Here is a 25,733-nt window from a genome sequence, read left to right on the forward strand (position 1 = left end):
ACAGGTGGCGCTACAAAGGTATGGTTTGTTTAGAAAGTATGCAGGGCACTGTTTAGTTTGCAAAGCAGGGCTACCAGTTTCTCCATGTCTTTTTCGCCCATCAGGCTGGTGTAGTGGCGGCGTATTTCCGCCAGGCAGGCATTAGTATCTAGGAGGAGGTGTTTGCCTTTGTCCGTGAGGTACACGATGCTGGCGCGGGCATCGGAAGCGTCTTTGCTGGTGTAAATGTAGCCGGCAGTTTCCAGGCTTTTTACCACTTTGCTCATGGCCTGTTTGGTGATGCGGGCCTTGCGGGCCAGCTCATTGTTGATAGTGCCATGTACATCAATATTGGCCACCAGGGCCATATCGCCCAGTTTAAAATCGGTATAGCCACGCTGCTCCAGGGCCTCGCCCAGGCGCAGGTCTATATCCTTTTTCAGCAGGTTGGTAAGCCTTGCAAGGCTTTTAGGGCGGAGCAGGCATACGTCGGCCAGTTGCTGGTCTAAAGTAGTGTCATTTGATTGCGCGCTCATCTTGCAGATTAATAAATGTCCTTTTTACTTTTTTTGAAAGGAAACGGGCTCAAAAGTAAGGTTTCTATTATACTGAGACCATTTTCTTTGTTGAAAGTTAAATTTAGGCAAAAAGGTCAACTAATGTGACTTTTTTTGGTAAACTTGGTTTACCTTTGTATTAAGAAAAACACATCAAACCAGGCGCTGCAAAGCTGCCGTTAAGATAGTGAAGTTGATGGCTAGAGATGATGTAAAAGTCTGTTGATCAATAGGTAAGAATGAATGAATCAACAAAATGAACGCAGACGGTGATGAATGATAGCCCCGTGAAAGAGATTTGCCCTGATTGAAATTCGAAAGCCGCACCTGGTGGAACACATAATTGCCAGGATTGGGAGCAAGAAGTTTAAGTGATAGGATTTATTTGTTTTCGTAGTGTGTTTTGATCCCCGGTGCTTTCGCATCGGGGATATTTTTTTGCGGGTACTTATATTGATGAGCATGGTATAAATAAAAACGGAGACCGTATTGTACGGCCTCCGTTTTCTATTTAAGATCTGTTGCTTGTTTATTTCACCTCCCATTTCACCCCTTCCTTCAGGCCCAGTTCCAGGCCTCTCAGTTCTGCCAGGCCCTTTAAACGGCCTATGGCGCTATAGCCGGGATTTACTTTCTTTCCCAGGTCGTCCAGCATCTGCGCACCATGGTCCGGGCGCATGGGGATGCTTTCATTGCGCTTCATCATGAGGGCCAGGATGTTGCGTACCACGGAGGCCATATCCACATCGCCTTCCAGGTGGGGCGCTTCGTAGAAATTGCCCCACTCATCGCGCTTGGTGCTGCGCAGGTGCAGGAAGTAAATACGGTGCCCCAGGCGTGCTATCATGCCGGGCAGGTCATTGTCCGGGTTTACCCCAAAGGAGCCGGTGCAGAAACAGAGGCCATTGGAGGCATAGGGAGCGCCGGTGAGCAGCTCCCGCACATCCTGTTCCGTGCTCACAATGCGGGGCAGGCCCAGGATGGGGAAGGGGGGATCGTCCGGGTGGATGGCCAGGCGCACGCCCACCTCGTCCGCCACGGGGGCTACCTGCTGCAGGAAGTAGTACAGGTGCAGTTTCAGCTGGGTGGCGTCAATATCTTTATAGGTGGCCAGCTGCGCGCGCAGTTGTTCCACGGTCCAGCTTTCCTCTGCGCCGGGCAGGCCGGCCATGATGTTTTGCTGTACCTGTGTTTTTTCTGCGGGCGTCATGCTGTCAAAATATTCCTTGGCACGGTCTATTTCTTCCGGTGCATAATCGTTATGCGCGTTTTCCCGGCTCAGGATAAAAAGATCAAAAGCGGAGAAGGCGGTCTTGTCAAAGCGCAGTACCCTGCTCCCGTCGGGCAGGGCATGGCCCAGGTCCGTGCGGGTCCAGTCCAGCACCGGCATAAAGTTATAGGTAACGGTTTTGACGCCGCAGGCAGCCAGGTTGCGCAGGCTTTGCTGGTAGTTGGCAATGTATTCGCGGAAGCGGCCACTTTGTGTTTTAATGGCTTCATGCACGGGCAGGCTTTCTACTACAGACCAGGTGAGGCCGGCGTTTTCAATTTCCTGTTTGCGTTTTTCAATTTCAGCCACCGGCCACACGGCGCCGTTTGGAATGTGGTGCAAGGCGGTTACAATGCCCGTGGCGCCGGCCTGCCGTATATCGGCCAGGCTTACGGGGTCTGAAGGGCCAAACCAGCGCCATGTTTGTTCCATACGGAGCATATTCATATCAGTAGTCGTATTTTTTTAAGACGCCAAAAATAGAAATTTTACGATACCCCGGCGCAGAAATAATTCGGACTACTGGTTAGTAACGCCGTTATCCACTCCGCAAAACCATTAGCTCCCAGGGGAAAAGGGCTGGCCGGTAGTGAAAACGTTTTCGTAAAAAACAGGTGGCCTAAACACTGCGCCCCCGCTTTTTAACCATTCATAAAAAAAACAAGGAAATTTTAGCGGACCGCGCTGCAAACCCCTAATTTTAGGCGATCAACTTCAATCTAATACCGCTTTTACTTTAAAAATTTGCACTTCATGAAGAAGGGGTTTTCATTTTTTGCTCCGGCCGGCCCACAGCCGCGCCGCCGGAAGCCTGTATTGCTGCGGCCTGGCGCCATCGGGGCCTTGTGCGGGTTACTTTTCCCGGCTGCCCTCCTGGCCCAGCAAACTTTCCCCGTCAACGGTGTTGCTGACCCGCGGACCAATTGCTATGCCTTTACCCATGCTACCCTGGTAAAGGACCCACAGACCACCCTCGCAGATGCCACCCTGGTGATCCGTGATGGAAAGATCGTGGCCGCCGCTCCGGGTGCACCTGTGCCCAAAGACGCGGTGGTAGTGGATTGTAAAGGAAAATACATCTATCCTTCTTTCATCGACATTTATAGTGATTATGGTACCAGCGCCGCACCCCGTGCAGGGCGCTCCTTTGGCGCAGGTCCACAATTTATCTCCGCTACCAAAGGTGCGTACAACTGGAACCAGGCCATCCGCTCAGAAGTGAATGCCAGCGAGGTATTTGCGGTAGACAATGGCAAGGCCGGCACCCTGCGGGAAGCGGGTTTTGGCACGGTGCTCACCCACGTGGAAGACGGCATTGCACGCGGCACCGGCACCGTGGTAACCCTGGCTTCCGAACGGGAAAATAAAGTAATGCTGAAGCCCCGTGCCTCCGCGCATTATTCTTTCCTGAAAGGCAGCTCCACCCAGGACTATCCGGGGTCGCTCATGGGCTGCATTGCCCTGCTGCGCCAGACTTACCTGGATGCGCAGTGGTACAGGACCCAACCTGCCAAAGAAGGCGAAAACCTCACCCTGCAGGCCTGGAACGACAACCAGAACCTGCCCCAGATCTTTGAAGCAGAAGATAAATGGAACGTGCTGCGGGCAGACAAAGTAGGTGATGAATTTGGTGTACAATATATCTTCAAGGCCTCCGGCAATGAATACCAGCGCATGCCTGAAATGGCCGCCACCAAAGGCACTTTCATCATCCCGGTAAACTTCCCCGCGGCATATGACGTGGAAGATCCTAATGACGCCCGCTTCCTGGCCCTCAGTGACATGAAGCACTGGGAACTGGCGCCCACGGAGCCAGGCGCTTTTGAAAAAGCCAATATTCCTTTCTGCCTTACCGCAGCCGACCTGAAAGACGTAAAATCTTTCCTGGCTAATGTGCGTAAGGCCATGGAGTATGGCCTTACCCCGGAAAAAGCCCTGGATGCCCTTACCCGCACCCCAGCCGCTGTGCTGAAGATCAATGATAAGGTAGGCACCCTGGATGCTGGTAAGCTGGCTAATTTCCTCATTACATCCGGTCCCATTTTCAATGAGAACACCGTGTTGTTCCAGAACTGGGTGCAGGGCAACCGCTATGTGCTGAAAGACGAAGGCTGGAAAGATATCCGCGGTACTTACATCGTAAATGTAAGCAACGCGCAGGGTGTAAGCAAATACACCGTACTGCTCAAAGGCAGCGCCAGCGCACCTTCATTGGTATTGCTGCAGAAAGACAGCCTCAATGGCACCTTCAGCATGGACGAGCCGTTTGTGAAGCTGGCCTTCCCGCCGGGTAAAAACGCCACCCGCACCCTGCGCCTTTCCGGCGTGGCGGGGGCCAATGGCTGGAGTGGTACAGGCGTAGATACCAGCGGCAATCCCCTGCGCTGGACGGCTACTTACGCTAACGCCTATACGCCACCGGCCGATACCACTAAAAAGAAACATCCCGCCTCTGACCTCGGTAAACTGTACTATCCTTTTGTGGGCGATGGTTTTGAGACCCAGCCTAAACAGGAGGATATCCTGATCCGCAATGCCACGGTGTGGACCAACGAAAGCGAAGGCGTGCTGGAACATACGGATGTGCTGCTGCGTAGTGGTAAGATAGCCCAGGTGGGCAAAGGCCTGCCTGCCGGCAATGCCCGCGTGATAGACGGTACCGGTAAATACCTGACCGCCGGTATTATTGACGAGCACTCCCATATTGCCATTGCACACGGTGTAAATGAAGGTACCCAGTCTGTGACTTCTGAAGTGCGCATTGCAGATGTGATCAATCCCGAAGACATCAATATTTACCGGCAGCTGAGCGGGGGCGTTACTGCATCCCACCTGCTGCACGGTTCTGCCAATACCATCGGAGGCCAGTCGCAACTCGTGAAGCTGCGCTGGGGCGCCAATGCAGAGGAGATGAAGTTTGCCAACTGGGATGGCTTTATCAAGTTTGCACTGGGTGAGAATGTGAAGCAGTCCAACTGGGGTGAGCGCCAGCGCGAGCGTTTCCCGCAAACCCGTATGGGCGTGGAACAGGTGCTGTGGGATGCCTTTACCCGTGCGGAAGATTACGAAAAGCAGGGCCCCGGCAAGCGCCGCGACCTGGAACTGGATGCGCTGGTAGAAATCCTGCACCACAAGCGCTTTATTACCTGCCACTCTTATGTGCAGAGCGAGATCAATATGCTGATGCATACAGCGGATCATTTTGGTTTTACGGTAAATACCTTCACCCACATCCTGGAAGGCTACAAGGTGGCCGACAAGATGAAGGCCCATGGCGCCGGTGCAGGCACTTTTGCAGACTGGTGGGCATATAAAATGGAAGTGCAGGATGCTATTCCTTACAACGCCATGTTGATGCAGCAGGAAGGCATTACGGTAGCCATCAACTCAGACGATGCGGAAATGGCCCGCCGCCTGAACCAGGAAGCTGCCAAGACCGTGAAGTACGGTGGCAACACAGAAGCCGACGCCTGGAAAATGGTAACCCTCAACCCGGCTAAATTGCTGCATGTGGCAGACCGCGTGGGCAGCATCAAAGTGGGCAAAGACGCAGACGTGGTGCTCTGGAGCGATGATCCGTTGAGCATTTACGCCAAGGCAGAAAAGACCATTGTAGACGGTATCGTGTACTTTGACCGCGATGTGGATACCCAGCTGCACCAGCGGGTGGCTGCAGAAAGGAACCGCCTGGTGCAAAAGATGCTGGCTGAGAAAAAGAAAGGCGGCAGTACCCAGAAAGCAGTGCCCACACGTGATGATTTCAATCACTGTGAAGACCTGCAGGGTGGCCACCAGGGCGACATCCTGGGTGACGACGCCGTAGCGCAGGCCGGCAAATAATTTCCTCATTGAATGCTGAAACATAACATGAAAAAAATTCTCATAGCAATAAGCATACTGCTGGCCGGCAACACGCTCTACGCGCAGGAAACGGTATATCCCGCCCCGGCCCAGCAATCCGTAATATTTTTGAAAAACGCCACCATCCACGTGGGCAATGGGAACGTGATAGAACATGGCACCATTGGGTTTTCCCAGGGCAAGATCACCGTGGTGGGTGGCGCAAGTACGCCTGTTCCGGCAGACATAAAAGTGTTTGACCTGCAGGGCCAGCACGTGTACCCGGGCATCATTGCTCCCAATACAAACCTGGGCCTCGTGGAGGTAGAAGCTGTGCGTGCCACGGTGGATGATAATGAAGTAGGGGAGATCAATCCCAGTGTGCGTTCCATCGTTTCTTACAATACGGATTCAAAAGTGATCAACACGCTGCGCGTGAATGGCGTCCTGCTGGCGAACATTGTGCCGGAAGGTGGCATCCTGTCCGGCTCTTCTTCCGTAGTGCAGCTGGATGCATGGAACTGGGAAGATGCGGCCGTAAGAACAGACAATGGCCTGCATGTGTACCTGCCCCGCCTCGTGGTGCGCAGCAACCCGTTTGGCCGTGGGGCCGGCATTGGCGATGACGCTATCAAATCTTCCCTGGAGCGTATTGAGAGCCTGAAAAAATTCTTCCGGGAAGCCAAGGCTTACCTGGCGGAAGAAAAGCACGAAGAGACCAACCTGAAATTTGAAGCGGTACGCCGCCTGTTTTCCAAAGAAGAAAAACTCTTCATCCACTGTGAGCTGGTAAAGGAAATGCTGGTGGCTACTGAGTTTGCAGACGAATTTGGATTTGACGTGGTGATCGTAGGTGGTACAGATGCCTGGCAGATCGCTGACCTGCTGAAACAAAAGAACATCCCCGTGATCCTGAACCAGCCACATAGCCTGCCGGTTTCACAGGATGATGACGTGGACCAGCCTTATAAAACACCGGCCATGCTGCAAAAAGCAGGCGTGTTGTTCTGCATAGGCAACGAAGGCTTCTGGCAGCAACGCAACCTGGCGTTTAACGCCGGTACCGCCGCGGCTTACGGCCTTTCCAAAGAAGAAGCGCTCAGTGCTATTACCCTGAATGCCGCTAAGATCCTGGGCGTGGATAAAATCACCGGCTCCCTGGAAGTGGGCAAGGACGCTAACATGGTAGTAAGTGCCGGCGACATCCTGGACATGCGCACCAACAACATCACCCACGCCTACATCCAGGGCCGCGAATTGAACCTGGATAACAAACAGAAACAACTCTATGAGCGGTACAAGTACAAATATGGTTTGAAGTAGCCGGTAGCGAAAGCTCCCATGGAAAAGGGCCGCATCAACAACGATGCGGCCCTTTTCATTTTATATTACTCATTTATTATCCTTCGTGCACAATTAAGTTCACCCCAGTAACACCTGCCTTGAAAAAGGCTTGAACACTTTTGACAACGCATGAATATGTGTATTGATCTCGCTGGTATTATCCGTGTGAGATACCCGTTCCAGCGCGTCTGATGCGGATTGCAAGGCATCTTGCTCTGATGCGGTAAGCTGGTCCTGGTGTTTGTCTATAAAATCGCGCACAGCGTCTATCAGTTGCTGGGCTTCTGATTGGGCTACCACCAGCATGCGGGCTACATCATCTTCGCGGGCGTGCAGGCGGGAGTTTTCCACCATATCTGCTACTTCCGCGGCGGTAAGGCCATAGCCGGGATGGATCTCTACTTCCTGTTCCACGCCGGTGTTCTGCTCTGTTGCTTTTACCGTGAGCAGTCCATCCTGGTCCAGGTGGAAAGATACGATCACTTCCGGCATGCCGGCAGGCATGCAGGGAATGCCGTGCAGGGTAAAGCAACCCAGGCTGCGGTTGTCGCGCACCAGGTCACGCTCGCCCTGGTACACCGCTATTTTCATGCTGCGTTGCCCGTCTTTCTGCGTGGTGTACTGATGGCCTACGGTTACCGGCAGGCGGGCATTGCGGGCTATCAGCACGTCCATCACACCACCCATGGTCTCCACACCGAGGGAAAGGGGTGTTACATCCTGCACCGCTTCGTGGGCAGTATCACTTTCCAGGAGGCTGCCCAGCAGGGCGGCGCCCAGGATGGTGGCATTGTCCGGGTGCAGTTCATCCTTCACCAGGTGGTTAAAATAACTGCTCACCTGGGCCTTAACCAGGGGCAATTGGGAGGTGCCACCTATCAGCCACACCTCATCCAGGCCGGCGGGTTGCAGGCCCGCGTCCTGCAGCGCATCTGCGCAGTGGGAGAGGGTTTGGGCAATGATGGGCTGCACCATGTTGTTCAATTCATCCGCGGAAAGCTGCAACGGCAGGTTCTCAAACTGGCCGCTGTAAATATCGTTCGTGGAAAGGTATTCTTTGGCGGCGGCAGCTTTTTGGAGCAGGCCTTGCAGTACCGCTTTGTTGCTCCAGATGGCCTGTTTGTCCAGCCCATTCTGTTTGGCCCAGTGCTGCACGATCTGCTCATCGATGTTGAAGCCACCCAGGTGGAGGTTGCCGGTGCTGCCCAGTACTTTTACCTGGCCATGTTCCAGGCGCAGTACTACCATTTCAAAACTGCCCGCGCCCAGGTCGTACACGGCCACCTGCTTGCGGGTGCCTGCAGGGAGGCTGCGGGCATAGGGGAGGGCTGCCACAGCGGGCCCGTTTACCAGGCGTACCACTTCCAGTCCGGCCAGGCGCCCTGCCTGGCGGATGGCCCGGCGTTCGGCCTCGTCAAAGAGGGCCGGTACAGCAATTACGGCTTGTGTAACCGGCTGGCCGGTGGCGGCCTCCATTTCTTCCCGCAGCCGGAGGAACAGCAGGGAAATGATGGCCGCTGGATGATATAATTTATCGTCCGCCAGGAAATTGGCATGCCCGGCGGCATCTGCTTTTAAGGGGAAAGTGAACCAGTTTGCTTCCGCGCCCAGGGCTTTAAAATCAGCTCCCAGCAGCCTTTTGATGTGCGACAGTGTACGGGCTGGATGCTGTGCGGCTTCCGCCAGTGCGGCTACACCGGCTACGGCAGGTCCGCGCTCAGGAATATATACAACGGAAGGCATCACCGTAGGAACACACACGGGAGGCCCGTTTTTCTGGAGGATAGCGGCCCGGCAGAAAGCGTTGCCAAAATCAATGGCCATAATACCGGATGACTGGGACTGTTGCATAAAAAGGTAAGTTTACTAAAATGGAACAAATGCCTTGCTTCAACTCAGCTGCGTAGAATGGTGCAGGGCCGTGGAACGATCATCAAACTTTACACCAACACAAATGGGTTGGGTCTATTAATTTACAATAAAAAACTGGTATAGCGGCTGCAGTCTGATATGTACAACAGAGAATTAACAAATTGAAACCGGGAAATTCCTTTGGGGCTTATCATAGAAGCCTGCCCATTATTCCTTAGGTTTGCACAAATTTGAAAAAGAAATGAATCTGATAGAAGAACTGCGCTGGCGGGGCATGCTGCAAGACATCATGCCTGGTACCGAGGAGCAGTTGCAAAAGGAAATGACCAGCGGTTATATTGGTTTTGACCCCACGGCAGATTCCCTGCACATCGGCAGCCTGGTGCCTATTCTCCTGTTAGTGCACCTGCAGAGGGCGGGGCACAAGCCCATTGCCCTGGTAGGCGGCGCCACCGGTATGGTGGGCGACCCCTCATTCAAAGCGGAAGAGCGCAAAATGCTGGACGAAGCCACCCTGGCCCATAACCTGGCCGGCATCCGCGCCCAGCTGGAACGTTTCCTGGATTTTGACGTTTCCAGGCCCAATGCGGCAGAGATCGTGAACAATTACGACTGGTTCCGGAACTTCACTTTCCTGGATTTTATCCGCGAGGTGGGTAAGCATATCACCGTGAATTATATGATGGCAAAGGATTCCGTGCGGAAACGCCTGGAGGGCGACAATGGCATGTCCTTTACCGAATTTACCTACCAACTGATCCAGGGGCACGACTTCTACCACCTGTTTTCCCATAAGAACGTGAAGCTGCAAATGGGCGGCTCCGACCAGTGGGGTAATATTGTGACCGGCACGGAACTGATCCGCCGCCGCACAGCTGGTGCGGGGGAAGCATTTGCCTTCACCTGCAAGCTGCTTACAAAATCAGACGGCTCCAAGTTTGGCAAATCTGAAGGCGGCAATGTGTGGCTGGACCGCAACAAAACCTCCCCATATAAATTCTACCAGTTCTGGCTGAATGTAACAGACGAGGACGCGGCCCGCTTCATCAAGATCTTCACTTTCCTGGATGAAGCCACCATCAGCGATATGATCACCCGACACGCGGAAGCGCCCCACCAGCGCCTGTTGCAGAAGGAACTGGCCAAACAGGTCACCGTGTTTGTGCATGGAGAAGGTGACTATGAATTTGCAGTGAAAGCCAGTGAAATGCTGTTTGGCAACAATACCGCTGAACTGCTCAATAGCCTGGACGAAGCGCAGCTGCTGGAGGTACTGGAAGGTGTGGAGCAGGTAAAAGTGGCCCGCGCAGACCTGGGTAAAGACATTGTAAGTTTTGCGGCGGATAGCGGCATTTTTCCCAGCAAAGGAGAAGCGCGCAAGATGGTGCAGAACGGAGGCGTGAGCATCAATAAACAGAAGGTGGAGGCCATTGAGACCACCGTTACGGAAGCGCACTTGTTAAATGGTAAATACATACTTGTACAAAAAGGGAAACGCAATTATTACCTCGTAGTGGTAGCGTAATAATATTTAAAATACAAAACATATGAGCGGTTGCCGAAGGCAGCCGCTTTTTTATTTAAATATTTTAACATGTATACTTTTTAATCCTAACTGGATAGGTTCTTAAACGGCTATTCTCAATAAAAACGTGGGAAGACGTCCTGTTCATAGGAATTCCAGTCATTTCCCAATAAACATTGTGATAAAATATATATCTATTAATTTGCTTTGACCATTCACCAATTAGACCCGGCTCATTATTTTCGCACTTTATTACTTCCCCTGTATGTGAGCATTTATTAATGATTTCGTAACGATCGAAACGACATTTTTCAACCAAATCGGGAATATATTTGCCGCCGCTTAGCTGTTAAAGAAAAGTTAAAGCAAAGCAATATTAACAGAACAGAATGCGACTAATCTAAATCACTGGTCACTCCGCGGGTGATCAGTCCAGTATTTTTTCGGCCACATTTATCAGGACAACAAAACACATTTTTCTGCACCCCAGGCGCGGGTTTCCGTTTTTCATTAACACACAATACAGCTCACAAAACATCTGTCACTACACAGTTTACTTATGAAGCGATTTCTAATCTACGGGATCTTATTCATGATGACCCTTCTTGCTGCCGTTCCCGCAGCCTTTGCACAGGGGGTTACCACCGCGTCCTTCAGTGGCGTGATCCGTGATACCAAAGGCGGCGCCATTCCGGGTGCTACCGTTGTTGTTACCCACGAGCCTACCGGTACCAAATACAACACCATTTCCCGCGCGGACGGCCGTTTCAACATCCCCGATGTACGCGTAGGTGGCCCGTACAGCATTAAGATCACTTACATTGGTTACCAGGATTTTTCCCAACAAAACATTACCACCTCCATCGGTGAAGACTATAAAGTGAATACCAAACTGGAAGAGGCGTCCACCGCGCTGAAAGAGCTGGTGGTGACCGGCAAGCAGGATAAGGTAATGAATACCAGCCGCACCGGCGCCCGCGAAACGGTGACCCGCGCGCAGATAGACCAGCTGCCTACCCTCAACCGCTCCCTGCAGGATTTCACCAAACTGACACCTTCCGCAAATGGGCTGAACTTTGGTGGCCGCAGCAACCTGTATAACAATATCACCGTGGATGGTGCGCTGTTCAACAACTCGTTTGGCCTGTCCGGCACCCTGGGCGGCCAGACCAGCTCCCAGCCTATCTCCCTGGACGCTATTGACCAGATCCAGGTGGACCTGGCACCGTTTGACGTACGGCAGGGCTTCTTCACCGGCGCAGGTGTAAACTCCGTGGTGAAATCCGGTACCAACGATTTCAAAGGTTCCGTTTACACTTACATCCGCAGCACCGGCCTTACCGGCTATAATGCAGGTGGTACTAAGGTGAACAAGGTGCCCTTCGATTACAACACCCGTGGTGCCAGCATTGGTGGCCCTATCATCAAAAACAAACTGTTCTTCTTTGTATCCGGTGAGCAGGAACGCATCAGCAACGTGCCCACCACCTATGTAGCGGGCCGCAGCGGCGCCTCCGGCAACGTATCGCAGGTACAGGCTACCACACTGGACTCCCTGAGCCAGTTCCTCCAGAAGAACTATGGCTATAATCCCGGCGCTTACGAAAACTACAACTACAAAACACAGAGCGACAAGCTGACCGTGAAACTGGATTGGAACCTGAACCAGAAGAACACTTTCAGCCTGAAATATTTCTACTTCAAATCGTTCAAGGATCAACCGGCGTCTAACTCCGGCATTACCAACAGCAAGGTGGGGTACGGTACCTCCCGTGCCCCCGGCCTGTCTACCCTGCCGTTCTTCGGTTCCGGCTATCGCATCAACAATAACTTCAACATCGTGATCGGTGAGCTGAACACCCGCTTCTCTAACAGCGTGCACAATAAGCTGACCGTTGGTTATTCTGCCCTGCGCGACTTCCGCTCTTCCCTGGGTAATAAAGAGGTGCCCATGGTAGATATTGGCAACGGTACTTACGATCCGGTGTCTGGCAAGAAAACCAATGCCACCGCTACCCTCACCAGCTTTGGCTATGAACTGTATACTGCCGGCAATAAGCTGAATACAAACACCTTCCAGTTCTCCGATGACGTGACCTGGTATGCCGGTAAGAATGAATTTGTAGTAGGTACTTCCAACCAGGTGAATAGCTACCTGAACGGTTTTGCACCGGATTACAATGGTCTGTACACTTTCAACTCGCCGCAGGAATTTATGCTGGGTATGCCCGCTATGGCATATACCTACCGCAACTCCGTGAAAGGTGCTTTCCCTTATGCGAAGATCTCTTCTACTAACCTGAGTGTTTACATCCAGGATAAATACAGCGTTACCGATAACTTTAAGCTGACTGCTGGTATCCGTGCTGACTACGCCATTTTCCCCACTACACTGGATGAAAACCCCGCGGTAGCTGCACTGAAATTCGACCAGGGCCTTACCGGTATTGATGTTTCCAAACTGCCGAAAAGCAATGTACTGATCTCTCCGCGTGTTGGTTTCAACTGGGATGTGGATGGTAAGCACAACACCCAGGTACGTGGTGGTGCTGGCCTGTTCAGCGGCGTGGTACCTTACGTGTGGATCTCCAACCAGGCTTCCAACACCGGTACCCTGTTTAGCTCCGGTACGGTTACGTATGCAGCTACCCCTGCAGACAACCGCCTGATCTTTAATGCAGACGTAAACCACAACCGCCCCACCGGCCCTATCGCTGCTAACACCTCTTATGAGGTGGACGTTGCTTCCCGCGATTTCAAATACCCGCAGGTGGCCCGCTTTAACGCTGCGGTAGACCAGAAACTGCCCTGGGGTATTATCGGTACCATAGAAGCCGTATATACCAAGGACCTGCAGGCGGTTTACCACCAGAACATTGCACTGCCGGATACTTACACCACGCTGTCTGGTCCGGAAGGCCAGATCCGTTACACTTCCAACACCCTGTTCCCCTCTGTGAACGGTGGCCTGGGTAACACGATCACCAACCCGAATATCAACAACGCCATCTACATGCGTAACACCAAGAAAGGTTATGCTTACTTTGGTACCATCCAGTTGCAGAAAAACTTCCAGGGTGGTTTCTACGCAAACGTAGCGTATACTTACAGCCAGGCAAAAGATGTGAACGACGGTGGTTCTACCGCATCTACCATCTGGAGCACCCGCCCCATCGTGGGCAATCCCAACGCCAATGTGCTGGGTAATGCTTCTTATATCCAGCCCCACCGCGTTATCGCTTCCTTCTCTTACCGTAAAGAATATGCAAAGAACTTTGCTACTTCTGCCGGCCTGGTTTGGGAAATGGCTAACAACGGCGCTGTGTCTTACATCACCTCCGGTGATCCTAACGGCGACGGTGGCACCAATGACCTGATGTACATCCCGAAAGCAAAAGGTGACATCACCCTGGTGCCCGATGCAAACGCCAACCCCGCTTCTGCAGATGAACAGTGGAACCAGCTGGACAACTTCATCAAACAGGACAAATACCTGAGCAAGCACCGTGGCCAGTTTGCACAACGCAACGCTGTGATCCTGCCGTACTTCAAACGTGCTGACCTGAACATTACCCAGGACTTCTACCTCAAGCAGGCCAATGGCCGCCGCCACACCCTGCGGGTGACGCTGGATATCATCAATGTAGGTAACCTGCTGAACCACAACTGGGGCCTGTATGACTACACCTACAATGGTTTCAACAGCGGTACCATCTCCCTGATGAAATTTGAAGGCGTAGTAGCTGATGGTAAAGGTGGTCAGCAAGCTACTTACAACTTCCCGCTGGCTAACGTGAAAGCCGGTACGCCGAACACGTATTCCTTCAAGACCAACCCCGACCAGATCTCCCGTTGGCAGGGCCAGATCGGCATCCGCTACATTTTCAACTAAGCGATTTTAATGCTGATGATAAATTGAAAAGGGCCGCTCCGTTATGGAGTGGCCCTTACTTTATAAACAAAGATCCCGGACCAACTGGCCCGGGATCATGTTTTTATAACTTACTCATACAAACCTTCAGACTATCTGTCCAGTAGGGGATCTGTATGCCCAGGAGGTCTTTGATCTTTTGCTTGTTAAACACGCTGTAGGCGGGCCTTTGCGCCGGTGTGGGATACTTGTCGGAGGTGATGGGCTGCACGTTGCAGGTGCTGCCCAGGATCTGTTTGATCACCATGGCAAAGTCGTACCAGCTGGTTACGCCTTCATTACTGTAGTGGTATACGCCAGCCAGGCTTACATCCGGGTTTTGGAATTTATGCTGCAGCAAAGCCAGGGCTGCACCGGCCAGGTCTACCGCATAAGTAGGCGTCCCCACCTGGTCAAACACCACGTTCAGTTCCTGCCTTTCTGCCATCAGCTCTTTCATGCGTTTGGCAAAATTCTGTCCAAACTCAGAGTACAGCCAGGAAGTACGGATCACGATGCCTTCCGGGTGTTCTGCAATGGCTACTGCCTCTCCTCTGAGTTTGGTAGCACCGTAGATGCTGGTAGGGTTGGTGTCGTCTGTTTCCGTGTAAGGGCGGTTGCCCCGGCCATCAAACACGTAATCTGTAGAGAACTGTATGAGCGCTGCATTGTGCTTTGCACTGGCGTGGGCCAGGTACAGCACGGCTTCAAAGTTCAGTTTAAACGCCAGCTCCTCATCCGTTTCGGCCTTGTCTACTGCGGTATAAGCAGCACAGTTCAGCACTGCATCCACGGGGTTTGCTTCAAACCAGGCATTCACGGCGTCTTCGCTGGTGATATCCAGTTCTTCACGGTCCGTGTATAGGAAATTAAAATCGGCGTGTCGCGCCGCAACACTTTTGATAGCCTGGCCCAGCTGGCCGTTAGCGCCGGTAACGAGAATATTTTTCATGCAATAGTATTAACCCTGGTACACAAAATTGTGCTGGATGTCTGCCAGCTTGGGCAGCACCAGGTCTTTTTCTGATACAATGGCTTTTTCCAGGTCAATGCCCCAGTTGATCTGCAGGGCGGGATCATTGAAGATAATGCCGCCTTCACTTTCCTTACTGTAAAAGTTGTCCACCTTGTACATCACTTCCGCAGTGGCGCTCAGTACGGCATAGCCATGGGCAAAGCCCTGTGGCACCAGCAACTGGCGTTTATTTTCGGCAGAAAGCTCTATGGCAAAGGAACAGCCATAGGCAGGAGAGCCCTTGCGGATGTCCACCACCGCATCAATGATCACGCCTTCCAGCACGCGGATCAATTTCGTTTGGGCGTGAGGGTTCAGCTGGTAGTGCAGGCCGCGCAGCACCCCGTAGGAAGAGCGGGCCTGGTTGTCCTGTACAAAATCAATATTTACACCTGCCTCGCGGAAGACTTGGGCATTGTAGCTTTCAAAGAAATAACCGCGATGGTCACCGTGCACTTTGGGCTCGTAGATCAGCAGGTCGGGTATACCGGTTTCGTGAAATGGCATAGTGGTAATTAGCGTTGTGTGTATTGTTCCTGGTAGTACTGCTGGTAAGCGCCGCTGGTCACGTGTTCCAGCCACTGTTCGTTAGCAAGGTACCAGGCTACGGTTTTTTCCAGTCCTTCTTCAAATTGCAGGGAAGGGCTCCAGCCCAGTTCCTGATTGAGTTTGGTGGCATCAATCGCATAGCGCAGGTCATGGCCTGCACGGTCCTTTACAAAAGTGATCAGCTGTGCAGAAGTACCAGGTGCACGGCCCAGTTTTTCATCCATGATCTTGCAAAGCAGGTGGATGAGGTCAATATTTTTCCACTCATTGAAACCACCGATGTTATAGGTTTCGCCCAGGCGGCCATTATGGAAAATAGTGTCTATGGCGCGGGCATGGTCTTCTACAAACAGCCAGTCGCGCACGTTTTCCCCCTTGCCATACACCGGTACCGGTTTGGAATTTTTGATATTATGGATAGCCAGCGGGATCAGCTTCTCGGGGAAGTGATGAGAACCATAGTTGTTAGAGCAGTTAGACAGTACCACCGGCAGGTGATAGGTGTGGTAATATGCTTTCACAAAATGGTCGGAGCTGGCTTTGGAAGCGGAGTAGGGAGAGCGCGGATCGTAGGCGGTTTCTTCGGTGAAGAGACCTTCTTCGCCCAGGGAGCCGTATACTTCGTCCGTGGAAACGTGGTAAAAACGTTTGCCTTCTTCCTGGCCTTTCCAGTATTTGCGGGCCACATTCAGGAGGGTGGCGGTGCCCAGCACATTTGTTTTAATGAAGGCCAGCGGGTCCATGATGCTGCGGTCCACATGGCTTTCTGCCGCCAGGTGGATCACGCCGTCAAACTGGTATTTTGCAAACAGGCCGTCTATGCGTGCTTCATCGGTGATGTCGCCTTTTTCAAAAACATAGTTCGGTTTGTCCTGGATGTCCGCCAGGTTTTCCAGGTTGCCCGCATAAGTGAGGGCATCCAGGTTCACGATCCGGTAGTCCGGGTATTTGTTTACAAAAAGTCTTACCACGTGCGAGCCGATAAAGCCGGCGCCCCCGGTAACGAGCAGTGTGCGCTTCATAATTATTTATTCAGTGCTTGTTTGAAATATTCATACGTGATCTTCAGGCCTTCCTCGCGGCTCACCTTCGGCTCCCAGCCCAGGATGGTCCTGGCTTTGGTAATATCCGGCTTGCGTTGTTTGGGATCATCCTTTGGCAGCGGGTGGAAAGTGATCTTCTGGTCTGTGCCAGTGAGCTTAATGATCTCTTCCGCAAATTCCAGGAGGCTGATCTCAGCCGGGTTGCCAATGTTCACCGGCAGGTGATAATCGCTCAACAGCAGGCGGTAAATGCCGTCCACCAGGTCGCTTACATAGCAGAAGGAACGGGTCTGGCTGCCATCACCAAACACGGTAATATCCTGTCCGGTGAGGGCCTGGCTCATGAACGCCGGCAGTGCACGGCCGTCATCCAGTCGCATGCGCGGACCATAAGTGTTGAAGATGCGGATAATGCGGGTTTCCACGCCATGGAAGTTGTGGTATGCCATGGTGATGGATTCCATGAAGCGTTTGGCTTCGTCATACACACCGCGCGGGCCAATGGGGTTTACGTTGCCCCAGTACTCTTCCGGCTGCGGGTGCACGTTCGGGTCGCCATATACTTCAGAGGTGGAAGCCACCAGGATGCGGGCTTTTTTCTCTTTGGCCAGGCCCAGGAGATTATGAGTGCCCAGGGCGCCTACTTTCAGCGTCTGGATGGGCATTTTCAGGTAATCGATCGGGCTGGCCGGGGAGGCAAAGTGCAGGATATAATCCAGCTGGCCCGGCACATGTACGAACTTGGTGACATCGTGGTGATAATATTCAAAGTCCGGCAGGGAAAACAGGTGTTCAATGTTCCTGAGATTACCCGTCAGCAGGTTGTCCATGCCAATGACATGGTAGCCTTCCTTGATGAACCGGTCGCACAGGTGGGAACCGAGGAACCCGGCGGCGCCGGCGATCAGTATTCTTTTTTTCTCCATTTAAGTAAATGGTTAGACGGTGAAATGAACCGGCTGTTACCGCACTGCAGCAACGACCGGGAAAATTAAGTTGAATTACTGCAATGTGGCTGCCTGCCGGCCTACGCTTTCGTAGTGGAAGCCCAGTTCCTGCATGCGTTTCACGTCAAACAGGTTGCGGCCGTCAAAGATCACTTTATGCTGCAGGGTGCCCGTGATGGCGTCAAAGTCCGGGGTGCGGAACACGCTCCATTCTGTGGCAATGATCAGCGCATTGGCTCCTTGCAGGCACTCATATTGGTGGTCTGCATATTTTACCTTGTCACCGATCACGCGCTTCACATTTTCCATCGCCTCAGGGTCAAACACGGTTACCGTAGCACCTGCGGCCACCAGTGCGTCTATGATGTACAGGGCGGGTGCCTCGCGGATGTCGTCTGTGTTGGGCTTAAAGGCCAGTCCCCACAGGGCAAAGTGTTTGCCTTTCAGGTTATTGCTAAAGTAAGCTTCTATTTTGGGTAGCAGGAATAATTTCTGCTTTTCATTCACGTCTGTTACCGCGTTGAGGATGCGGAAATTATAGTTCACTTCTTCGGAAGATTTTACCAGTGCCTGCACATCCTTGGGGAAGCAGCTGCCGCCATAGCCAATGCCGGGGAAGAGGAAGCGCTTGCCAATACGGTCATCGCTGCCAATGCCGCGGCGCACCATGTCCACATCCGCCCCCAGTTTTTCGCAGAGGATGGCTATTTCGTTCATGAAGGTGATCTTGGTGGCCAGGAAAGAGTTGGCCGCATACTTGGTCAGTTCCGCTGATTTTTCATCCATGAAGAGGATGGGATTGCCCTGGCGCACAAATGGTGCATACAGTTCATTCATGATCTTCTGTGCACGTTCAGAAGTGGTGCCGATCACCACGCGGTCCGGCTTCATAAAATCCTCTACTGCCACCCCTTCCCGCAGGAATTCGGGATTGCTCACTACATCAAAATCCGTTACGCCATGTTTGGCAATGGCAGCATGTACTTTGTCTGCAGTGCCTACGGGAACGGTGCTCTTGTCTACGATCACCTTGTAGTCTGTGAGCAGTTTGCCCAGTTGGTCTGCCACGCCCAGGATATAAGACAGGTCTGCGGAGCCGTCTTCACCGGGAGGAGTGGGCAGGGCCAGGAAAATGATGCGGGCATCTTTAATGCCTTCCGCAAGATCAGTAGTAAAATGCAGGCGCCCCTCTTTTTGGTTGCGCTCAAATAATTTTTCCAGGCCTGGCTCATAAATGGTGATCTGGCCGGAAGAAAGTTTCTTCACTTTGTTGGCATCAATGTCAACACAGGTTACATTATTACCCGTTTCCGCAAAGCAAGTACCAGTAACAAGCCCTACATAACCGGTTCCTACGACTGTAATTTTCATGGGTGGGGTTTAAGATTAGTTATTGAAGGAATGACTTTACAGATTTGATAATGTGCTCCAGCTGCTCCCGGTCCATCTCGGTATGTATGGGCAAAGAAACTACCTTATGTGTAAGCGCATCGGTAGCCGGCAGGTCGAATTCCGTGCCACCAAAGGCAGAGAACATTTTCTGGCGGTGTGCGGGCACAGGGTAGTAGATCATGGCAGGCACCTGGTGCTGCTGCAGGTGGGCCACCAGTGCTTCCCGGTCAATACCATTGAGCTGGAGGGTATACTGGTGGTACACGTGATAACTGTAAGGTGCTTCGTAAGGCACCGTAAATTCGGGGTGCACAGAAAATGCCTCGTTGTAGGCCGCTGCTACTTTGCGGCGTGCCTGGATGTACTCGTCCAGCAAGGGCAGTTTAATGTTCAGGATCACTGCCTGCAAGGTGTCCAGGCGGGAGTTTACACCTACTACATCGTGGTAGTAACGGGCACTCTGGCCATGGTTTGCCACCATGCGTATCCTGGCTGCCAGTGCGTCATCGTTGGTGAAGAGTGCACCACCATCGCCATAGCCGCCGAGGTTTTTGGAAGGGAAGAAGCTGGTGCAGCCAATGTGGCCGATCACACCGGTCTTCTTTTTTGTTCCATCCTTAAAGGTATAAGTTCCGCCAATAGCTTGTGCATTGTCCTCTATGACAGTAATGTTATGTTTTGCTGCAATGGCCATGATGGGCTCCATGTCTGCGCTGTGGCCATACAGGTGCACCGGTACAATGGCTTTGGTGCGGGGGGTGATGGCCTTTTTCACCGCCTCAGGATCCAGGCAGAAGGTCTGCGGGTCCACATCCACAAATACCGGCTTCAAACGCAGCAGGGCAATCACTTCCGCAGTGGCAATGAAGGTGAAGGAAGGTGTGATCACTTCGTCACCGGGCTGCAGGTCCAGGGCCATCATGGCTATTTGCAGGGCGTCGGTTCCGTTAGCACAGGGGATCACGTGCTTTATATCAAGATATTGCTGCAAGGCTTCAGAGAACTGCTGCACCGGTTTTCCGTTGATGAAGGCCGTATTGTCCAGCACATCCAGGATAGCCTGGTCCACCTGGGGCTTAATTTTCAGGTACTGGCGCTTCAGATCAACCATTTGAATAGGAACCATATCGGAATAGAATTTTATTTAAAGTGTGCAAATTTACGAAAATTGAAATTGGTGGTGTTACTTATCTTTGTACGTAAAGAAAAAAAATATCATACGATAACGTGATCTTATTCAGGCCTTTATACGATCTGGGCGTGCGCGCCTACCAACTTGCCATCAGCCTGGCTGCAGCAGCCGGCAAAGAAAAGGCCCGCCGCTGGCAGCAGGGCCGGCGCCAGTGGGCGGAACGCCTGCAGGCCGCCGTTGCACCGGGTATGCCCCTTATCTGGGTGCACGCAGCCTCCCTGGGCGAGTTTGAACAGGGCCGCCCGGTGCTGGAAGGCCTGCGCAGCCGGTACCCGGGTCATAAGATCCTGCTCACTTTTTTCTCTCCGTCCGGCTATGAAGTGCGGAAAGACTACCCCGGTGCCGATTATATCTGCTACCTGCCCCTGGATACCCGCCGCAATGCGCGCCGTTTCCTGGACATTGCACAGCCAGCATTGGTACTTTTTATCAAGTATGAATTCTGGTATCACTTCCTAACGGAATTGCATATACGAAAAATTCCTGCGTTGTTGGTTTCCGGTATTTTCAGGCCCGGGCAGGTGTTCTTTAAATGGTATGGAGGCCCTTTCCGGCGCATGCTGCAGCAGTTTACGCACCTGTTTGTACAGAACGCAGCGTCCCTGCAATTGTTACAACAGCTGGGTTTAAAAAATGCCAGCATCAGCGGTGATACGCGTTTTGACCGCGTGTGGGCCCTGCGTAATGAGCACCGCGACCTGCCGCTGATCGCACAATTTACGCAGGGAAAGCGCCTCATCGTGGCCGGCAGTACCTGGCCGGAAGATGAAGCCCTGTGGGCCGCTTACTGGCCGGAAGCCGCGCCGGATATGGGGTTGATCATTGCCCCCCATGAAATAAATGCATCGCATATAGAACAGGTGATGATACAATTCCCACAGGCCCAGCGGTACACGCAGGTGGCCGCGGGAGCGGCATTGCGCAGCAATGTATTGGTAATTGATAATGTAGGCATGCTTTCCGCCTTGTACCGCTATGCGCTTGTAACCTTTGTAGGTGGCGGTTTTGGGAAGGAAGGCATTCATAATATCCTGGAACCGGCCACTTATGGCAAGCCCGTATTGTTCGGTCCCATCTTCGATAAATTTCCGGAAGCCCCCGCGCTGATAGCTGCCGGCGGCGCATTTATTGTAAAGGATGTGGTGGAATTAAAAAGCCGGATGGATAGCCTGCTGCAGGATAAAGCAGCCCGCAATGCCGCATCCACAGCGGCTGCACACTTTGTGGAAGCAGGGCATGGCGCTACGGAAAAAGTGCTGGTATACATTGCGCAGCAACCATGGTTAAAAGCAGATTGAGCCGCCAGGTATAAAAAAGTTGCCGGGCAATGACTTTCAGAAATCATTGCCCGGCGTTATTTCATCCATACTTGAATTTGGAAGTTGTGGTTTCCCTCACCCAAACCGTTTTTTCAGCAACACATAAAAATGCTGCACAGACGGGTTATCATCCAGCCAGCCCAGTTTGATCTTCAGCTCCCGGTGTATCCACATGTCCGCTTCCTGGTAGCTGCGGAATTCATTGATGGTGCGCACGGAGCGTTCATACATATCCACATCGCCGCGGAACAGTTCCTGGATGAACCGGAACTTATCATTGATACCAATGGCCTGGCGCAGATCCGCCACCTTATTATCTCCCAGCTTTTCTCCCAATTCTGTTTTAGAAGTTCTTAGGCGATCATTGAGCGATGCCATATTTTTGCCGGCCAATTCGTGCAACTCACTGCGGATGCCGGATGGCTGCTGGGTGGGCGCAGGCGTGTCAAAGAGGGTATTGCCCGGCACGCCGTTCTTGCCTACGATGGTCTTGGGGCGGTTGGGCACCAGCGGCTCCGGTTCATGGTCCTGGAAAAGCGAGGTGTGCTTTTTAGGCGGTTCCGGTTGCAGGTCTTCACTGTTCACAGTCACAAATGCGCGCTCGTTCGGGCGCTCCGGCTGCATTTCACGGGGCGCATTGGCGGCGGGGGGCACATAACCGGGGGCGGAATGTGGTGCCGTATCCGGCGCCGCGGTGGGAGCCGGTATGGGCGCCGCAGGGATAGCTGTGGCCGCAGCGGGCGTTTCTGTTTTGCCGGTCCATTTTTCATGATCCTGCGGGATCGCCGGCTTGTCTGCGGGCGCCACGGGTGCAGCTTTGGCGGCAGGCATCACCACGGTGGCATTACCATTGCTATGCGCTGTGGGTGCAGCGGCAGGCTGTACCACGGTGGCATTAATGGCGGGCTGCGATGCAGCAGGGGCGGCCATTACAGCCGGTGCCGTTGTGTCAATGGCCGCCTCTATCCGCGAAGCGGGCAGGATCACGGCAATATTGCTGGAGACGTTGGAATAGGTGTCAGAAGAGGCCAGTTGCGCTCGGAAGATCTCTGATTGTAGCAACTGGGAATAGTAAGCAATGGTTTGCAAGCCCGCATTGGAATTTTTCAATTCCGCCAACTTATCAATTAATGCATTTATTTTTTCCATGCTTTAATTGGTTTAAGTGTGAGTAATTGTTTCTTTGTATTAAAGTTACCTTTTTTCAACTAGTTAAAAACCAAAACACTGGATTATGTTTATTGAACCTTCACTTGCAGATGGCAAACGCGGATGGATAGAAGTGATCTGTGGCTCCATGTTTTCCGGTAAAACCGAAGAACTAATCCGCCGCTTGAAACGGGTGCGTATTGCCAACCTCCGGGTGGAGATCTTTAAACCAGCTATCGATACACGCTACGATGAGGTGAATATTGTGTCGCACGACGAAAATAATATTTCAGCTATCCCCATCGAAAATTCCCAGCAGATCTTATTGCTGGCCCAGGAAGTAGACGTGGTGGGCATTGACGAGGCCCAGTTCTTTGATGCTGAGCTGCCCTACGTGTGCGACCAGCTGGCCCTGCGTGGTATCCGCGTGATCATTGCCGGCCTGGATATGGACTACCTGGGCAAGCCGTTCGGGCAAATGCCCAACCTGCTGGCCAAAGCGGACTATATTACCAAGCTGCATGCCATTTGTGTAAAATGCGGCAACATTGCTAATTATTCTTACCGGAAATCTGCAAACAACAACACGGTACTGCTGGGAGAGAAAGACGTTTACGAGCCACGCTGCCGCCAGCACTTCTACGAAGAGGATATTAATTAAGGTAAGGGAATGCTTTTAGTCTTGAAAGTGAATTTCTTTTGCGTGAGATAGCTGAAACCCACCACGAAAAAGGTAGTCAGTATTTTGCCAATGGTGGGGAAGAAATGCAGATAATCTACGAACAGCTTCATGAACAGGTAGTTCAATAAGAAGCAGATGCCTACCAGCACAAAATAGCGGAACAACTGTATCCTTCCCTGCAGGTTGGAATCGGAGAACACAATGAACTTAGACAGCAGAAAACCGGTGGGGAAGGTAATGGCCAATGACATGAACAGGGCTGCAATGTGCCCGGAGATGGTGATCCCCAGCACCGTTACAGCTGCTTTGTGCAGCACAAAATGGTACATCATGGAGTACAGCACAATATCCAGCAAAGTATTACTGCCGCCACATGCGAGATAGCGGAAGGTTTGCAAAGGCACGAACTTCGAAAATGGCTTATAGAAGAAATCGATAATATTTAAAATCAGTTGCCGCATAAGATGGCGCAAAGTTATACTTTTTCCGTTTCGGCGTTTAGTGCGCCGTCTATAATTATTGTTAATTCACCCCACCCCGTGCAGGTTTTTCATGGGTTTCTAAAGATATGGTAGCCCGGGGCAGTGTGGTGGCAGCGGAGTGATGTTTAACGTAACTCCCTGCGTTTTATCCAGTTACTGGCCTGCTGGTTTACTGCAGGGGCTGGCGCAGGGCCACCTGCCTGCTGCTGCCAGATCTGCACCGCCAGGATAGCGGCGGCGCGGGCTGCGGTGTCATCCGGCGCGTCCAGGGCGGCCGGGGTAAAGTATTTCCCGATAAAACCGGTATCAAACTGCCCGCTCACAAAGGCCGGGTGCTGCAGGGCCCAGGCGCCAAAAGGCAGGGTAGTGGTAATGCCCTTCACCTGGTACTCTTCAATGGCGCGCACCAGGCGCTCCCGGGCCTCGTCCCGGTTTTGTCCCCAGGCAATCAGCTTGGCGATCATCGGGTCATAGTAAATAGGTATGTCCATGCCTTCCTCGTAGCCATCATCAACCCGCACGCCGTATCCCTGGGGACGCACGTAGGTTTCCAGGCGGCCGGTGTCCGGCAGGAAATTATTGGCGGGGTCTTCCGCGCATACCCGCAGCTCAATGGCGTGCCCGCTGATCTTCAGGTCTGCCTGCGTAAAGGTGAGCCTTTCCCCCCGGGCTACCCGGATCTGTTCTTTCACCAGGTCCAGCCCGGTGATCAGCTCCGTGACCGGGTGTTCCACCTGCAGGCGGGTATTCATTTCCAGGAAGTAAAAGTTCAGCTGTTCATCTACGAGGAACTCTACCGTGCCTGCTCCATAATAATTGCAGGCCCTGGCCACGTCCAGGGCGCACTGGCCCATAGCCGCGCGGATGGCCGGGGTAAGGCAGGAGGAGGGTGCCTCTTCTATCAGTTTCTGGTGGCGGCGTTGTATAGAGCATTCCCGCTCAAAAAGATATACGTAATTGCCGTGCTGGTCGCCCAGCACCTGTATTTCAATGTGGCGGGGAGCTGTCACGTATTTTTCGATGAATACAGCGTCATCGCCAAAGGCGCTTTTTGCTTCGCTTTTGGCCAGGGCTATCTGTTCGGCCAGCTCGCTTTCCGTATTCACCACCCGCATACCTTTACCGCCACCGCCGGCGGAGGCTTTGATGAGGATGGGGAAGCCGGTTTTCTTCACTACTTCCCGTGCTTCTTCCAGGCTGCGCAGCGGTGTTTCAGTACCGGGTACCATCGGCACACCAAAGGCCTGGGCGGCCTGTTTGGCAGCCAGTTTGCTGCCCATCACTTCAATTGCCCGGGCAGGAGGTCCTATAAAAATGAGGCCGGCCGCGGCAACGGCTGCGGCAAAACCAGCATTTTCACTCAGGAAGCCATAGCCGGGGTGGATGGCATCTGCCCCCGTAGCCTTTGCCACTTCAATGATCTTTTCCCCCAGCAGGTAACTCTGGCTGGAAGGTGCGGGGCCAATGCACACCGCTTCATCCGCATATTGTACAAAAGGCATGGTCCGGTCGGCCTCGGAAAAAACCGCTACTGTTTTAATGCCCATTTCTCTCGCAGAACGCATGACACGCAGCGCTATCTCGCCGCGATTGGCTACCAGGATTTTTTGCATAGGGTTAAAGATAGGTAAAAACAACATTGGGCCCCTTGCCTCAAATCCGATTA

The 25,733-nt window shown here is 52.7% G+C and carries 18 protein-coding genes; 6 read left to right on the forward strand and 12 right to left on the reverse strand.

Annotated elements, in window-relative coordinates; genetic code table 11:
• Positions 1–29 precede the first annotated feature (29 nt).
• Positions 30–515 (reverse strand): MarR family winged helix-turn-helix transcriptional regulator, encoded by a 486-nt coding sequence (locus DCC81_RS10575; protein ID WP_108686614.1) that lies wholly within the window; start codon positions 513–515, stop codon positions 30–32.
• 550 nt (positions 516–1,065) lie between these two features.
• Positions 1,066–2,238 (reverse strand): mannonate dehydratase, encoded by a 1,173-nt coding sequence (gene uxuA, locus DCC81_RS10580; protein ID WP_240612962.1) that lies wholly within the window; start codon positions 2,236–2,238, stop codon positions 1,066–1,068.
• Positions 2,239–2,559: 321 nt separating this feature from the next.
• Between uxuA and DCC81_RS10585 the strand changes: the two genes are divergently transcribed.
• Entirely contained in the window at positions 2,560–5,646 is a 3,087-nt protein-coding gene (locus DCC81_RS10585; protein ID WP_108686615.1) for an amidohydrolase family protein, read from the forward strand.
• A 27-nt stretch (positions 5,647–5,673) separates the two neighbouring features.
• Complete coding sequence (locus DCC81_RS10590) at positions 5,674–6,969, forward strand: amidohydrolase family protein (protein WP_108688212.1); 1,296 nt, start codon at positions 5,674–5,676, stop codon at positions 6,967–6,969.
• A 99-nt stretch (positions 6,970–7,068) separates the two neighbouring features.
• Here the strand turns inward: DCC81_RS10590 and DCC81_RS10595 are convergent, their stop codons facing one another.
• Positions 7,069–8,841 (reverse strand): Hsp70 family protein, encoded by a 1,773-nt coding sequence (locus DCC81_RS10595; RefSeq protein ID WP_108686616.1) that lies wholly within the window; start codon positions 8,839–8,841, stop codon positions 7,069–7,071.
• Positions 8,842–9,103: 262 nt separating this feature from the next.
• Between DCC81_RS10595 and tyrS the strand changes: the two genes are divergently transcribed.
• A complete protein-coding gene (gene tyrS / locus DCC81_RS10600; protein WP_108688213.1) occupies positions 9,104–10,387 on the forward strand; it encodes a tyrosine--tRNA ligase in 1,284 nt (427 codons plus the stop codon).
• A 559-nt stretch (positions 10,388–10,946) separates the two neighbouring features.
• On the forward strand, positions 10,947–14,279 hold the full coding sequence (locus DCC81_RS10605; protein WP_108686617.1) for a TonB-dependent receptor: 3,333 nt from the start codon (positions 10,947–10,949) through the stop codon (positions 14,277–14,279).
• A gap of 103 nt (positions 14,280–14,382) precedes the next feature.
• Here the strand turns inward: DCC81_RS10605 and rfbD are convergent, their stop codons facing one another.
• From rfbD to DCC81_RS10635, 6 genes are all read right to left on the reverse strand, one after another.
• Positions 14,383–15,249, reverse strand: a complete 867-nt coding sequence (gene rfbD / locus DCC81_RS10610; protein WP_108686618.1) for a dTDP-4-dehydrorhamnose reductase — start codon at positions 15,247–15,249, stop codon at positions 14,383–14,385.
• 9 nt (positions 15,250–15,258) lie between these two features.
• Positions 15,259–15,819: a dTDP-4-dehydrorhamnose 3,5-epimerase gene (rfbC, locus tag DCC81_RS10615; RefSeq protein ID WP_108686619.1), complete on the reverse strand. Its 561-nt coding sequence runs from the start codon at positions 15,817–15,819 to the stop codon at positions 15,259–15,261.
• 8 nt (positions 15,820–15,827) lie between these two features.
• Positions 15,828–16,883 (reverse strand): dTDP-glucose 4,6-dehydratase, encoded by a 1,056-nt coding sequence (gene rfbB, locus DCC81_RS10620; RefSeq protein WP_108686620.1) that lies wholly within the window; start codon positions 16,881–16,883, stop codon positions 15,828–15,830.
• Positions 16,884–16,885: 2 nt separating this feature from the next.
• Positions 16,886–17,830: a UDP-glucuronic acid decarboxylase family protein gene (locus tag DCC81_RS10625; protein WP_108686621.1), complete on the reverse strand. Its 945-nt coding sequence runs from the start codon at positions 17,828–17,830 to the stop codon at positions 16,886–16,888.
• Positions 17,831–17,905: 75 nt separating this feature from the next.
• Positions 17,906–19,222, reverse strand: a complete 1,317-nt coding sequence (locus DCC81_RS10630) for a UDP-glucose dehydrogenase family protein (protein WP_108686622.1) — start codon at positions 19,220–19,222, stop codon at positions 17,906–17,908.
• Positions 19,223–19,241: 19 nt separating this feature from the next.
• Positions 19,242–20,369, reverse strand: a complete 1,128-nt coding sequence (locus tag DCC81_RS10635) for a DegT/DnrJ/EryC1/StrS family aminotransferase (RefSeq protein ID WP_108686623.1) — start codon at positions 20,367–20,369, stop codon at positions 19,242–19,244.
• 101 nt (positions 20,370–20,470) lie between these two features.
• Between DCC81_RS10635 and DCC81_RS10640 the strand changes: the two genes are divergently transcribed.
• Positions 20,471–21,733, forward strand: coding sequence for a 3-deoxy-D-manno-octulosonic acid transferase (locus DCC81_RS10640; protein WP_108686624.1), 1,263 nt, complete (start codon positions 20,471–20,473; stop codon positions 21,731–21,733).
• Between the two features lie 96 nt (positions 21,734–21,829).
• On the opposite strand, the gene DCC81_RS10645 is transcribed toward DCC81_RS10640, so the two are convergent.
• Positions 21,830–22,903 (reverse strand): hypothetical protein, encoded by a 1,074-nt coding sequence (locus tag DCC81_RS10645; protein WP_108686625.1) that lies wholly within the window; start codon positions 22,901–22,903, stop codon positions 21,830–21,832.
• An 85-nt stretch (positions 22,904–22,988) separates the two neighbouring features.
• On the opposite strand from DCC81_RS10645, the gene DCC81_RS10650 reads away from it, so the two are divergent.
• Positions 22,989–23,564: a thymidine kinase gene (locus tag DCC81_RS10650; RefSeq protein WP_108686626.1), complete on the forward strand. Its 576-nt coding sequence runs from the start codon at positions 22,989–22,991 to the stop codon at positions 23,562–23,564.
• Here the strand turns inward: DCC81_RS10650 and DCC81_RS10655 are convergent.
• Together DCC81_RS10655 and DCC81_RS10660 are read right to left on the reverse strand one after the other, a co-directional pair.
• Positions 23,561–24,046 carry a GtrA family protein gene (locus DCC81_RS10655; RefSeq protein WP_108686627.1) on the reverse strand — a complete coding sequence of 162 codons (486 nt, stop codon included), beginning with the start codon at positions 24,044–24,046 and terminating at the stop codon, positions 23,561–23,563. The two genes, DCC81_RS10650 and DCC81_RS10655, sit on opposite strands and share 4 nt — an antisense overlap.
• Positions 24,047–24,192: 146 nt before the next feature.
• Positions 24,193–25,680 (reverse strand): acetyl-CoA carboxylase biotin carboxylase subunit, encoded by a 1,488-nt coding sequence (locus DCC81_RS10660; protein WP_108686628.1) that lies wholly within the window; start codon positions 25,678–25,680, stop codon positions 24,193–24,195.
• Positions 25,681–25,733: the final 53 nt, after the last annotated feature.

This window comes from Chitinophaga parva (genome assembly GCF_003071345.1).
Taxonomy (GTDB): Bacteria; Bacteroidota; Bacteroidia; order Chitinophagales; family Chitinophagaceae; genus Chitinophaga; species Chitinophaga parva.

Coding starts and splice junctions, on each gene's coding strand:
- DCC81_RS10575 (WP_108686614.1), bottom strand. CDS start 515: ATGAGCGCGCAATCAAATGACACTACTTTAGACCAGCAACTGGCCGAC.
- uxuA (WP_240612962.1), bottom strand. CDS start 2,238: ATGGAACAAACATGGCGCTGGTTTGGCCCTTCAGACCCCGTAAGCCTG.
- DCC81_RS10585 (WP_108686615.1), top strand. CDS start 2,560: ATGAAGAAGGGGTTTTCATTTTTTGCTCCGGCCGGCCCACAGCCGCGC.
- DCC81_RS10590 (WP_108688212.1), top strand. CDS start 5,674: ATGAAAAAAATTCTCATAGCAATAAGCATACTGCTGGCCGGCAACACG.
- DCC81_RS10595 (WP_108686616.1), bottom strand. CDS start 8,841: ATGCAACAGTCCCAGTCATCCGGTATTATGGCCATTGATTTTGGCAAC.
- tyrS (WP_108688213.1), top strand. CDS start 9,104: ATGAATCTGATAGAAGAACTGCGCTGGCGGGGCATGCTGCAAGACATC.
- DCC81_RS10605 (WP_108686617.1), top strand. CDS start 10,947: ATGAAGCGATTTCTAATCTACGGGATCTTATTCATGATGACCCTTCTT.
- rfbD (WP_108686618.1), bottom strand. CDS start 15,249: ATGAAAAATATTCTCGTTACCGGCGCTAACGGCCAGCTGGGCCAGGCT.
- rfbC (WP_108686619.1), bottom strand. CDS start 15,819: ATGCCATTTCACGAAACCGGTATACCCGACCTGCTGATCTACGAGCCC.
- rfbB (WP_108686620.1), bottom strand. CDS start 16,883: ATGAAGCGCACACTGCTCGTTACCGGGGGCGCCGGCTTTATCGGCTCG.
- DCC81_RS10625 (WP_108686621.1), bottom strand. CDS start 17,830: ATGGAGAAAAAAAGAATACTGATCGCCGGCGCCGCCGGGTTCCTCGGT.
- DCC81_RS10630 (WP_108686622.1), bottom strand. CDS start 19,222: ATGAAAATTACAGTCGTAGGAACCGGTTATGTAGGGCTTGTTACTGGT.
- DCC81_RS10635 (WP_108686623.1), bottom strand. CDS start 20,369: ATGGTTCCTATTCAAATGGTTGATCTGAAGCGCCAGTACCTGAAAATT.
- DCC81_RS10645 (WP_108686625.1), bottom strand. CDS start 22,903: ATGGAAAAAATAAATGCATTAATTGATAAGTTGGCGGAATTGAAAAAT.
- DCC81_RS10650 (WP_108686626.1), top strand. CDS start 22,989: ATGTTTATTGAACCTTCACTTGCAGATGGCAAACGCGGATGGATAGAA.
- DCC81_RS10655 (WP_108686627.1), bottom strand. CDS start 24,046: ATGCGGCAACTGATTTTAAATATTATCGATTTCTTCTATAAGCCATTT.
- DCC81_RS10660 (WP_108686628.1), bottom strand. CDS start 25,680: ATGCAAAAAATCCTGGTAGCCAATCGCGGCGAGATAGCGCTGCGTGTC.